The sequence below is a fragment of the Chimaeribacter californicus genome, assembly GCF_002858675.1.
GTDB lineage: Bacteria > Pseudomonadota > Gammaproteobacteria > Enterobacterales > Enterobacteriaceae > Chimaeribacter > Chimaeribacter californicus.
This window is the reverse complement of sequence record NZ_PJZF01000017.1, coordinates 100234-113181: the sequence shown is the minus strand read 5'-3', so window position 1 is coordinate 113181 and position 12948 is coordinate 100234. Positions and strand designations below refer to the sequence as shown.

Here is a 12948-nt window from a genome sequence, read left to right as displayed (position 1 = left end):
GGCGGTGTTGGGCAGATAAGGGCGGCGGGCAGCATGTGCGCCCGCCTGCCTGTTTGTCTATATTGCCTGTGCTGGGTTGGTCAGTGACGGCTTTTCCGATATATTTAAAATCCGGTTATATTGTATGGCTATTGAACGGAGTAATAATGGGGCAGAATCGCCGTTCGGATGAGATTGCAGATAATCTCAGCACCGGGCAAGCCGACAGTGCGGCAGTACAGGTCAGTGGTAAACCAGGCCGGCGCACGCGCGCCTTCGACTATGGTGAACTGCGCCTGCTGTTGCTGGCAATGATCGCCAAACAATCCAGCCACGGCTACGAACTGATCCATGAAGTCAAAGAGCGCCTGGGCGGCACATATAAACCCAGCCCGGGCGTTATTTATCCTGCCTTAACCTGGCTTTATGATCGCGGCTACACGGAAATCGATTTAGAAAAGGGTGGGCGTAAACGCTACAGTATCACCCGTGAAGGCCATGCCTTTCTCAGTGCCAATAAAGGCGTGACCGATATGCTGATGGCACGTGTGGTGCCGGATGCACATGGCAAATCACCCCAGGCAATTGTAGAGGCAATGGACCACCTGAAGCGTGCGCTGAGTTTGCGCGTTAAAAGGGGGCCGGTTGCCGATGACGCGATTGCGCGTATCGGCGATATTATTCATGTGGCAGCGAATCAAATTGAAGCGTTGCTCAATGCGCCGGTGTTAAGCGAAGGGGCGGTAAAATGCGTTGCCGATATCGTCACCCCGAATGGCGAACGTTTTTTACGTCGCCTTTGTAGCCATTTTCAACACCAAACTCCCGTTGTGACCGATGAGAACAGCGGCCATTTTCGCATGAGTATGGGCGAAGTGCGTATGGAGGCGCTGGAAGGCATTTTCCGGGTGAGCTTAACCGCACTTAACATAGAAAAACTTTATGAGATGCAGCATATTTTAGTGCGGCATCTCGACGAAGCCGCTGTGCGTGAAAAGCTGCATGTAACCTGGCAGTCTGTTTAATGGCATGAGAAGAAATGCAGACGCTTTCCGGCGCATCTGCATTTTATGGCTTACTCTTGCAGCCCCCCTATCAAGTGTGGAGAAACTGACAAGCCGGTTCTGTTCCAAGGAAAATCTCCTTTATTTCATCCTGCCGGGCAAAAATGCGGCGAACCCAAGCCCGCCGCTCCCAGCATGGTGACTGAGCAGTAAATAAAACACCGGGGGTTTTACAACAGAGCGCACTGCCGGAACGCGTTACTCCAGTTTGAAAATACGCGCGGCATTACCGCCCAGGATATTGGCTTTATCCTCTTCGCTGATTTCCAGACTCTGGATAGTGTCAATGCCCTTGAAGAACCAGTCTTTACGGATCGGATATGAGCTGCCGTAGAGAATATTTTTACCGCCAATCACTTTCACTGCCGCTTCGAGTTGCGCTTTACCCCACTGCGGGGCGCCTGACGTGTCGAAGAAGATGTTATTGCTCAGTTGGGCGCGCAGGTTTCCGGTGCCGGTCTGGAAACGATCGACCGCATCGTTAAACTGATGTTGCGGCGGCACCAGCATGTCGGCAAAGGCATAAAAGGCCCCACCCAGCATGGAGTGAATAAAGCGCAGGTTCGGTAATTCATCGAACATGCCGCTGAACAGTTCACGGCCTACCGCCGTGGCCTGATCAACGCAGCGTCCAAACTGGCGGCGCTGGTTGGTATAAGGCAGAACCGAATTGAAATCGACCGGCAGCGGGGTGTGATGCACCACAACCGGCACATTCAGGTCATTGAGGAATTTCAGGTACGGACGAAACGCCGCATCATCGAGATAGATCTGGCCGTAGTGCGCCACAATTTGTGCGCCACGAAAACCGAGCTGCTCCAGGCAGCGATCGACTTCCCGCAGGCAATCATCAGTCCCCCATGGCGGCACCACCGCCAGCGCCGACATCCGGCCTTCACTACGGTTCACATAGTCTGCCATACGGGTGTTGACCTCTTTGCAGGTCTCTAAGTCGAGCCACTCCTGCCACACCGGCAGACGGAAAATAGCGTGATCCACACCGGCTTTTTCCATGTCGGCGAGCTGGCTTTCCAGCGTGTACTGGCCTTCGGCATAGTTGAGATTCACATAGCCTTTTGGTTGTTCAATAATCAACTGGCTTAGGTCTTTTCCTTCGATTTTTTCCACCCGGGTATGCACGCCGTATTGTTTGGGCACACAGTCGAGGAAAGCGCTAAGCAGTTTCTTATCCGAGAAAAGTTCACCCGGCAGCCAGTGCATATTGGAATCAATAATCTTGCTCATAATCCGTTCCTTTCTGTCTACGTTAAGAGGTCTTCAGGTTATTTTTGTGTGGCAAAGACCGACTTGTATTTAGCCGGCTGGTCTGTCTCTTTCTCTGTCGGAATACGCATACCCGCTTTGGCGTGGTATTCGCTGAATATCGACAACGCTTCTTCATGAGGAAAAATGGCTTCTATATCCTCAAATGGTTTTCCCCCACTGCGCTCCTCTACGATGCGGCGCACCACTTCCGGGCCCTCGCCACGTGAGGCAAGAACCAACCAGTTCACCTTCTCGCGACGTTCATTTTCATAAGCGCGGAGTGCTTCCACAGGATCGGCTACAGACGCCAGTTTTTCGGCAATCACGCGCGCATCCACAAATGCCTGGCACACGCTGTTGCCGCCGCGCGGATACATGGCATGTGCGGCATCGCCCAGCAGTGTGATACGGCCAAATGACCATTGCGGCAGCGGGTCGTGGTCGATGAGGGGAAACAGGTAGCACTCGCGGGCATTGCGGATCATTTCACTGACATTGAGGAAATCGAGTGTGCAGTCGTCAAAGATATGCTCCACCTCTTTCACACCGGTTTCCTGATTCCAGTCCTCTTCGCTCTGCGGCTTTTCGTTCTGCTCGATAACCCAGTTGACCAGCTGGTTGCCGTTGCCATCTACGTTGTCCTGTATCGGATAAACGATCAGCGTCCCCTGGCGGATCGGATCGCCGATGTGCAGAATGCTGCCGCCGGTTTTAAATGGCGGCATCACGGTGACGCCGCGATAAAGCGTTAAACCAGAAAAATGACTGCGGGCAGATTCAGGCAGCAGTTTGCTGCGCACAACGGAACGAATACCGTCGACGCCAATCACCACATCGGCGCGCACGCTCTGCGGCGCATCAGGGTTCAGGTGGGTATCAAAATGAACAGTGACGCCGTTTTCATCCTGCTCAAATGCGCGACAACGACAGCCGAGCGTAATAGCCTCTTCGCCTAACCGTTCCTGTACGGCTTTATAGAGCATCATTTGCAGGCGGCCACGATGAACAAATCGCTGGTCATGCTCGTAGCCCATATAGCGGCCGCATTGTTCTGCAAAAATTTGCTGCCCGTAGCCGGTGTAAAAGATCGATTCTTGTGCTTCTACTGAAATGTCGACAAACGCGTCGTATAAACCCAGCTCGGTAATTTCCCTGACGGCATAGGGTTTGATGTCAACGCCGACACCCAGCGGTTTGATTTCTGCAACCGCTTCAAACAGCCGCGGGCGAAAACCCTGCTGATGCAGGCGCAGGGCAGTGGCAAGGCCAGCCGGACCCGCGCCGATGATGACGATATCCAACATAGTGACTTCCTCTTGTTATGAATTTTAAGTTCAGCGTTCAGGGGGTTCAGATATGGCTTTTCAGGGTGCTGCGGTCAGCAGCAGGGGCATCGCGTCCCGGATGATGGGTGACATTACGCAACCAGATCGGCACGCCTGCCAGGCAGACAACCAGCCCTCCGGTCACCAGGATGGCGAGTGACTGGGTGCTGCCGCTGCGTTGCGCAGCAATAAACAGCGGGGGGCCTAAGAACACGCCGACCAGGGTCAGTTGGGTAATCAGGCCGCTGGTGGCACCTATGCTTTCACGCGACGGCGCAACGACCGGTGCCAGTGCCCACATGCCGACCAGCAGGCCGCTGCCAAACATAAACAGCCATGATGCACCGACAGAAAACATGAACCCGAGCGGCAGCAGGTATACCGCGAGTGCCGGAATCCCTGTAAGGACAAGCCCTGTGAGCCCAATCGCGGCGGCTTTCACGCCCCGGTTAAGCATTGCGCCCACCATCAGGCAGCCAATGCCGTTACACACCATCGCCACCACATTCCAGTGCGCTACTTCCACCAGCGGTACGCCGTAGCGTTTCGATAAATAGGGCGCAAGCGTGGAAATAATGCCGGTTTGTAAAAAGGCGTCGGCACCAAATGAAATGCCGAGCAGATAGATAAGCGGGCTTCTCAATACCGCCCGCAGGCCACGCGTGCGGGAAAACTGCGCTTTCTCTTCAGGCGTCCGGCGAGGCAGGCTAATCATGGCAATGAATGCCAGCAGCAGTGTCAGGAGCGAATGCGCAATAAACGCGGCGCGCCAGTTACTGAAGTGGTCAGCAAGACCAGCCGAAAGAAAGGGCAGCAGAAAGCTGGCGGGAACGAAGGTTGACCATAACGCCATCGCCATATTGCGTTGCTTTCCGGTGGTAATACGAATTAACAGCGTCACCGCAGCAACCGCCGTCATGACATACCCTATGCCCGTGACGATACGGCCCGCCAACAGCAGGTTGAAGGCGGGGGCGGCAACAACACAGAGATCGCCAATGACGATAACGGCAGCCCCTGCTAACAGCACAATACGGTCACCTGCACGATCGACAAGATAACCTGCCAGCAGGGCACCCAGCGCAACCATCAGCGACGGCAGCGACATGATGAGGCCGATCTGGCTGTGGTCGGCCAGGCGAAACTCTTTAGCGATAGAACCTAATTCAGTGACGGCTTCGCTGACGGTCATGGCGGCCATTACGCCGAGGGCGTAGGCAACGAGAATTCTGACCAGCGGATTTTGAATGAATGCACTCACGATCCTTTCTCCCGATAGCTGTTATCACCGTCTGCGGAGGCAGAAACAGTGGGGTAGCGGGCTTTGCGCCCCGCGTTTTACCGTGCTACTGCAGAACGATCAGCCATCGTTAGCCAGGGCAAGAAAACGTTCCAGCGTGGGGGGATCGACACGGATGTCGGGTTCAGTGAGCGCCACATCCGTAAAGGGGGTGGCTTCGGTAAACCACTTCTTCTGGGCAGGCAGCCCCCACTGATCGGCGCGTTTGGGGTCAGCTAAATCCCAGCCGAGCGCCGGCTCCAGATCGATATGCTGATAATGAGTATTAAATAATTCGATGCGATGCCCGTCAGGATCGCGGAAGTAGGTAAACAGTGCACCGCTGATCCCGTGGCGGCCGGGGCCACGTTCCAGGCAGGGCGCATAACCTAACGCACCGGCCACATCGCAGGCGCGGATCATGTCGTTGGAATCCGGCAGGGTATAGGCAAAGTGATGCAGGCGCGGGCCGGGGCCCTGGGTGAAGACAATATCGTGTGGATTGCCTTTTCGTTGCAGCCAGACGCCCCAAAGATGCTGCCGGTCGCCGATCGTCGAATAGGTATACTCACTGACGCGAAATCCAAGCGCCTGATAGAACCGCCACGCCTGGCGGATATCACTGACCTGCAATTGGTAGTGATCAAGGCGCTGTGCGCTGGCTCCGCGATAATGCTGATACTGTTTCAGCATCCGCTCACGCGGCTCCATCGATGCACAAAATTCGAGCGGCACACCCGCATCGTCTCTGACGCGCAGCGTAAGCCCCTGATAAGGCACCTCAACCAGGGTTGCCGTTCTGCCCTGTGCAGCGAAATAATCCTGTGCCTTAAAGATATCGTCTTCATTCCGTACGCGCATTCCGAGACATGCGCAGGTTGCTTCAGAGGATTCTCGCAGCACTAAACTGTGGTGCCCGCGCTCTTCAAGGCCGCGTAAATACACCGCTGAATCATCTTCATCACTCACTACTAACCCGACCAGCTCTGTATAGAAATGCCGGCTGGCATTGAGGTCGCGGACATCAAGCACGACGTGGCCGGCACGCGTCACGTTAAAGGGGGGATCCAAAACCAACTCATCGATATGTGGCATGGGTACGTTCTCTCTTTCAGACGAAGCGATTGTCAGTATTGTTATTTGAGCCGGCGATAACGCAGCCGGCCCGCTTTTGGCCCCGGTTACTACAACTGACATCGGTAACCGGAAAATCTAGATATATCGTGTTAGTAGATATATCTCATTATGTATGGCGAATTGGAGATCAAGCGCACAGTTCAGGATGAAGGCTAAAAAAGGTTCAAAGAGGGGTTTTAAGCGAAGGGAAGGGGGGATGACATCGCGACGTAAGGAGCCGTTACGGGCAGGCCGGTTGCGTCGCCAGAAGGTGAAAACGGCGTGTCTGCACTCTTATAAGTTCTTATTTTTCCCTCAGACCCGGCAAGCCGGGCCTGAAGGTAGTCTTTCAGCAACGTTAAACCTCTGCACTCCTGGAAAACATCGGGCAGGTTATAGCTTCGGTGATGTCTTTTCTGCTTTAAGGCTATATTCCCAGGGTAACTCAGCGGGTGCATGGATGCGGTATCCGACGCGTCGGTAAAGTGCGAGCAGCTGAAATACCCCTTATCACCTGAGGTGTATTTACTTTTACGTTACATTTTATTTCCCGCAGAACGGTTATTTGCAACAAAGTGACTGGGGCTTCTCCGGCGCCTGCCGATAATAGTACCCAGGAGTTATCATCTGTGAAACCTTCCCTGGTCGCTGTCTGTGAGCCGGAGGAGTTCCGCAATGGCACCCCGCAGGAGACGCATTCCACCCTATCTCTTCATTCTCAGAGCAACAGGACACCAGACTGTGAACGCCAAACCCGGCAATACCTCCCTGTCACTCACGCACACCCCTTTGGGCAAAAGCATGACGGCGTTTCTGCTGCTGACGACCCTCGCCGTTATCGTTATTAATGGGTGGTCGCTGTGGGACGCCTGGCAGCACAGGCTAAAAGAGAAGGAAGATGATGCCCGGAACCTCTCTGTCTCGTTGGCCCGACAGGCAGAGGATACTTTCCTCCAGGTGGATATCTCGTTGGGCGAAGTGGTGAGGCACCTCCGGCAGAACGGCCTGGAGTATGCCGCCACGCCCGCCTTTACCCGCCAGTTGCAGGAGCAGCAGGCCAAGCTGACGCAACTGCATTCCCTGTCGGTCTTTGATGCAGACGGGAACCGGGTGGCCACGTCGGGGCGTTACATCCCGGCCAAATTCAGCAACGCAGACCGGGAGTATTTTATCTGGCACCGCACCCATACTGACGCCAATGTGCATATCAGCCATGTGATTTACAGCCGCTCCACCGCCGATCTGTTTATCCCGGTAACCGTACGCCTGGATGACAGCGCGGGTAATTTTGCCGGCATCGTGCTGGCTGCGGTAAAAGTGGACTACTTCAAACATTTTTACAGCTATTACACGCTGGGCGAGCGGGATGAACTGGGGCTGATCCTGACCGACACCTCCATCCTCTATATGCGTCCTTTCCCGGACACGTTCATTGACCGGAGGCTCACCGCCAGCCCGCTGTTTAAAACGCCGCAAAAGGCCTCGAACAGCGGCAACGATACCTGGCGCTCCTCGCTGGACGGCGTGAACCGGATATTCGGCCATGCCCGCTTCGGGCGCTACCCGCTGATTGTGCTGGTGGGCTATGACCGGGACAGATTACGGTCGGAATGGCTGTCCGCTAACCTGACCGCCGTGGTGCTGAACCTGGTGTTATTGGCGGTGATTATCGGCATGGGGCTGATTGTGCTGAGGCAAGTCAGAACCAGCGTCAGGAACCAGCTTGAACTGACCCAGACCAAAGACGAGCTGACCACCATCAACCGTACCCTGCAATCGCTGGCCCTGGTAGACGGGCTGACCGGGCTGGCAAACCGCCGGCACTTTGACGCACTGCTTGACCAGGGCCTGGAACGTTCGCGGAAATCGGGCGAGCCTATTTCGCTCATCATGATGGATATCGACTTTTTCAAGCATTACAACGATACCTACGGGCATGTCGCGGGGGACATGTGCCTGAAAAAGGTGGGCGGCCTGCTCAGTAACGTCACCCATCGCCACACAGACCTGGTGGCCCGCTACGGCGGGGAGGAGTTTGCCATTATTCTGCCTTTCACGAATGCGGCCGACGCGAAGAAAATCGCTGACGGGGCGGTCAGGGCGATCAGGGAGGCAGGGATGGTGCATGGGGCCACGGCGCTGCCCAATAAAGTAGTGACCATCAGCGCCGGGTGTTGCACGATTATCGCCGATGGGCATGAGGGCGAGGCAACGCAGTTCAGGGAGAGGGCAGACGCCATGCTTTATGAGGCCAAACACCGCGGCCGTAACCGGGCGATGGCTGCGGGATAACCGCCCCTCAGCCGTCATTACCCTGCCGGAAGGGCATCGGCACGTAATAAAAAGCCTCACATGGCCCATGCTAAACCGCGCCATGTGAGGGCAAATGGCCTCTCAGAAGGTCAGCTGTACCTTAGCCGCCCGCCCTTTATCGGCTGCCAGCGCCAGTGCCGGGGCCGCCTCGCGCATCGGCATCTCCGCACTTAACAGGGGCAGGGGATCAATGCGTTTTGACTCCAGCCAGCGCACCGCCGTTTCAAACTCCCCGTTGAAGCGGAAAGAGCCTTTTAAGACTAACTCTTTCACCAGCAAGCTTCCGACCGGGTAAGCGATTTCCGGAACGCCCATGCCGAGCTGGATGATCGTTCCACCCGGGCGCGTATAGGCGACCATGGACGCAATTGCCGCAGGCGCGCCCGATGCCTCCATGCTGACGTCATAGACCCCGCCATCACTTGCCCAGCCTGCTGTCAGCGCCTCATCACGCGGATCCACAGCCGCATCGGCACCCATTTCCAGCGCCAGCGACCGGCAGCGTTCACTCAGATCGGTGGCGGTAATATGGGCAGCACCGGCGGCCCGCGCTGCGGCAATGACCAGGCAACCTATCGGGCCGGCACCGGTGACCAACACCTTTTTGCCCACCAGATCGCCGGCCTGCCGCACGGCATGGATGCAGACGGCCAATGGCTCGGCAAACGCAATGGCGCGTGGGTCGGCCTGCGGATCATAGGGGATGCATTGTTCAGGCTGCACCGCCACATACTCGGCAAACCCCCCGTTAACATGCGGGAAGAACTGTGCGCTTCCCATAAACCGCATCGCGCGGCACAGGTTGGCTTTGCCCTCATGGCAGAGTGAACAGCGACGGCAGGGGAATGACGGGTTAACCGCCACCGGCTGCCCAGCCGCCAGGCCGCTTCCGGCCGGCGCGTATTCAACCCTGCCGATAAGCTCGTGCCCAAGCACCATCGGCGCTTTCAGGATCGACATCCCGGCGCGGCCATGCAGGAAATAGTGGATATCCGAGCCGCATATCCCACCACGTTCGACTTTTACCAGCGCCTGAGTCTCCTCCCAGGTCATGTCATGGGGCTGGTAACTGACTTCATGCGCCTGGCTGATGACCACGGCGTTGACACGCTTCTGCTGCATGTTGGCTCCTGATAGGAAATGTGTACCGGAAAGCACTGCGTCATGGGCGGGTTGCCCGTTAAAGTGTGGCCAGCCAGCCACCGTCGACATAGATCATCTGGCCGTTCACATAGGCTGAGGCGTCCGAGGCCAGGTAGATAGCCGTGCCAATCAGCTCCTCAGGCCGGCCCCAGCGCCCCGAGGGGTTGCTGCTGCATACCCATGCGTTGAATGCCTGGTCGTTGACCAGGGCCTCGTTCATATCGGTTAAAATATATCCCGGGCCGATGCCGTTGGTCTGAATGTTGTATTGTGCCCATTCCGCCGCCATGGATTTTGTTAACAGCTTGATGCCGCCTTTGGCCGCGGTATAGGGCGCCACGGTGGCGCGCGCCGCCTCGCTGGTCAGCGAGCCGATGTTGATGATCTTGCCGCCGCGGTGACGTGCGACCATGCGCCGTGCCGCCGCCCGGCCGACCAGGAAGGCGCTGGTCAGGTTGGTATCAATCACCCGCTGCCAGTCGCTCAGGGCCAGCTCCAGCATCGGTTTGCGAAACTGTATGCCGGCATTGTTAATCACGATGTCGACGTGTACGCCCTCGGCGTCGAGCTGGTTGAATACCTGCTCAATCTGCTCTTCCTGGGCGACGTCAAACAAAAAACCACGCGCCTCAACACCCTTGGCCTGCAATTGGGAGAGCGCCTTATCCATATGCGCCTGACGCGTGCCGTTAAGGATGATGCGCGCGCCTGCTTCTGCCAAACCGGCGGCATAGGCAAAGCCAAGTCCCCGGGTAGAGCCGGTGATAAGGGCGGTTTTCCCGGATAAAGTAAACAGGTTATTCATCGTCATTTCCAATTAAGTGAACAATAAGTGAATGAGGTTCTACGTCAGATATTTTTTCCCGACAATCGGCAAATTAAAAGAGTGGCGCATGGATCACAAAGTTGCCAGCGTAATTAAAAAAATAATAGCCGGCATGGAGAATAGCCTCCCATCCGGCAAGGTCAGTATAAGAAGATTTTCCTTTCCCCGGTGACACCAACATTGTGCAGCCCTCCATGAGGTATTCTGTAAAATAACCCGTAGAAACGGGGTATTGGCGCGCTGCCTGTTTTTATAAATGCCCTTTGCACTCATACCATGCATATAAATCGCCATTAACTTGAAAAACGCACTTTTTTGGGGAAATAGGTATAAGAAAGCCGTATGAACGCTAAAAAAGCGATAAAAGAGACGGTTTATGGGCAGTTTTTAGCGCCGTCAATACGTGATTATCAAGAGAATTTACTTACAAAACAGTGTATTATATTAAAACTACACCCGTGTTAAATTCAGGTTAAGAAGCTCGATCTGCGTCACAAATGCTTCACATGGCCCGAAAAAAGTGATTGATAAACGCTCAGGTCAAGTGATAAAAGATTCTCACTTGATAAGGTGTTTTCAATTTAAAGGGGTTATGCCATGTCTCTTGAAACAGCTGCTGTGCGTATTTCAGGAAGTCGGGAGCGGTCGGATAATAAATGGCTTGATGCATTCTTGCCTTTCCCGGTAGCGAATATTGGTGATGCCATGGAACGTTTGAATATGTGTGACGCCGGTATTTCACCGCTTAATTCAGGAATGCATTTTGTGGGGTTCGCATTACCTGTTCAGGTCACCGCAGGGGATAATGCCGCAGTAATTAAGTGCCTTGATTATATTCAGCCCGGCGACGTCATCATGATTAATGGCATGGGGCATACCGATCGGGCGCTGGTGGGGGAGCAGCTGACGCAACGCTTCCAGCATGCCGGGGCTGCTGCACAAGTTATTGACGGCGCGGTGCGCGATCGCAAGGTCATTGAATCCACCGGCTTTCCTACTTTCTGCCGCGGTATCTCGCCCGCCGGCCCCTATAAAAACGGCCCCGGCGTGATTGGCGAGCCGGTCGCTATCGGCGGCGTGGTCTGCTGCCCCGGCGATATCGTCGTGGGGGATGATGACGGCCTCATTATTATCCCTTTCCGGCGGGCGGAGGAGATCCTGCAGAAGGTGAAAGAGGTGGCACAGCGTGAAGCCGAGATGACGGCAGAGGTGACGAAACAGTACCGCTGAGATGTTTAATGCGCCGGGCTGCGATGCTCCGGCCGGCCACAACAGGGTTCCAGGGTAATCATATGACTAAATCACAAGCCGTATCAATAGATTACACTTTGCCGAAAGTGAGAGCGCACAAGAGTAACACGGTCCGCCGGGCGTCGCTGGCGGGGGGCGTCGGGTCATTTGTTGAATGGTACGATTACGGCATCTATGGCTTGCTGGTCAGTTCGCTGGTACTGGTCTTTTCTTCCGGTAACATGGGCACCAGCGATGCCGGGCTGATGCTGACCTACCTCGGCTTTACGGTCAGCTTTGTGGTGCGCCCCTTCGGCGGCATTATTTGCGGCTACCTGGGGGACAGGATGGGCCGCCAGAAATTATTGGCTATCCTGTTGCTGATGATCTCGCTGGCTACGGCGGCCATTGGCCTGCTGCCGGGTTATGCCACCCTCGGCTGGCTGGCCCCGGCGCTGCTTATTCTCCTGCGTATTATCCAGGGCTTCTCCGCCGGCGGCGAAGTCTCGGGGGCAGGCTCCTTTGTGGCCGAATATGCAGAGGACCATCGCCGCGCCGTTGTGATGTCGCCGCTGGTGATGGGCTCTTTTATCGCCCTGTTGTTCGGCAGCCTGCTGATTACGGTGCTGATGCTCCTGCTGGGCACCGGGGCAATGAACAGCTGGGGGTGGCGCATTCCTTTCCTGCTCGCCATCCCGATGGCCCTGGTGGGGGTGTATATCCGCACGCGTATCCAGGACACCCCCCATTTTCAGCTGGTGAAGTCGAGCCAGCGCGTTGTCCGCAACCCGATCCGCGAGGTGCTGACCTCCAGACGCCACCTGAAAGCCATCGCCCTGGCCATCACACTGCCGGCAGTAAACGGGCCGGGTTACTACATCCTGTTTGTCTATATGCCGACCTACCTCAACAAGGTCATGCACTTCCCGCAGATCCAGAGCCTGATGGTGACGGCATGCGGCTTGCTCACGATTGTGGCCGCCATCCCCTTGATGGCCTGGCTCTCTGATCGCCTTGGCCGCCGGCCGCTGCTGATTGCCTCGGCCATAATGATGGGCGTGCTGGCCTGGCCCTGCTTCTGGTTATTGACGCTGGGTATGATGCCGCTGGCCTGTATGGCGGCCGTACTCCTGGCACTGGCCTTTGCCGGCCATGCCGGCGTGATCCAGGCTACCCTGGCCGAGATGTTCCCGACCACCGTTCGCTACAGTGCTTACAGCATCGGTTTCAACCTGTCGACCGTCATCTTCGGCGGCTCTGCCCCCCTGCTGATGACCTGGCTTATCAGCCTGACAGGCATCGCCGCCATTCCCAGTTTTATGGTGATGCTTACAGCATTCATTACGCTGCTCAGCGCCTTCACACTCAAAGAAACCGCCGGCAAGCCGCTTAACGATGAGTAACAGC

At 56.0% G+C, this 12948-nt stretch carries 10 protein-coding genes; 4 read left to right on the top strand and 6 right to left on the bottom strand.

Features of this window, described 5'->3' with window-relative positions:
• Positions 1–1004 (top strand): DUF2218 domain-containing protein (locus tag CYR55_RS17440; protein ID WP_338153018.1); only part of this gene is annotated, 1004 nt, incomplete at its 5' end.
• A gap of 237 nt (positions 1005–1241) precedes the next feature.
• On the opposite strand, the gene CYR55_RS17435 is transcribed toward CYR55_RS17440, so the two are convergent.
• From CYR55_RS17435 to hpaD, 4 genes are all read right to left on the bottom strand, one after another.
• Positions 1242–2288: an amidohydrolase family protein gene (locus CYR55_RS17435; protein ID WP_101817630.1), complete on the bottom strand. Its 1047-nt coding sequence runs from the start codon at positions 2286–2288 to the stop codon at positions 1242–1244.
• Between the two features lie 38 nt (positions 2289–2326).
• Positions 2327–3613: an FAD-dependent monooxygenase gene (locus CYR55_RS17430; protein WP_101817629.1), complete on the bottom strand. Its 1287-nt coding sequence runs from the start codon at positions 3611–3613 to the stop codon at positions 2327–2329.
• 46 nt (positions 3614–3659) lie between these two features.
• Positions 3660–4895: an MFS transporter gene (locus CYR55_RS17425; protein ID WP_101817628.1), complete on the bottom strand. Its 1236-nt coding sequence runs from the start codon at positions 4893–4895 to the stop codon at positions 3660–3662.
• Between the two features lie 99 nt (positions 4896–4994).
• On the bottom strand, positions 4995–6008 hold the full coding sequence (gene hpaD, locus CYR55_RS17420; protein WP_101817627.1) for a 3,4-dihydroxyphenylacetate 2,3-dioxygenase: 1014 nt from the start codon (positions 6006–6008) through the stop codon (positions 4995–4997).
• Between the two features lie 762 nt (positions 6009–6770).
• Here hpaD and CYR55_RS17415 point away from each other — a divergent pair.
• A complete protein-coding gene (locus CYR55_RS17415) occupies positions 6771–8321 on the top strand; it encodes a sensor domain-containing diguanylate cyclase (protein ID WP_338153017.1) in 1551 nt (516 codons plus the stop codon).
• A gap of 102 nt (positions 8322–8423) precedes the next feature.
• Here CYR55_RS17415 and idnD read toward each other — a convergent pair whose 3' ends face one another.
• Positions 8424–9464, bottom strand: a complete 1041-nt coding sequence (idnD, locus tag CYR55_RS17410) for an L-idonate 5-dehydrogenase (RefSeq protein ID WP_101817626.1) — start codon at positions 9462–9464, stop codon at positions 8424–8426.
• Between the two features lie 58 nt (positions 9465–9522).
• Positions 9523–10290, bottom strand: coding sequence for an SDR family oxidoreductase (locus CYR55_RS17405; protein WP_101817625.1), 768 nt, complete (start codon positions 10288–10290; stop codon positions 9523–9525).
• Positions 10291–10908: 618 nt separating this feature from the next.
• On the opposite strand from CYR55_RS17405, the gene CYR55_RS17400 reads away from it, so the two are divergent.
• Both CYR55_RS17400 and CYR55_RS17395 read left to right on the top strand, forming a co-directional pair.
• Complete coding sequence (locus tag CYR55_RS17400; protein ID WP_101817624.1) at positions 10909–11541, top strand: RraA family protein; 633 nt, start codon at positions 10909–10911, stop codon at positions 11539–11541.
• A gap of 62 nt (positions 11542–11603) precedes the next feature.
• Complete coding sequence (locus CYR55_RS17395; protein ID WP_101817623.1) at positions 11604–12944, top strand: MFS transporter; 1341 nt, start codon at positions 11604–11606, stop codon at positions 12942–12944.
• The last annotated feature ends 4 nt before the right edge of the window (positions 12945–12948 follow it).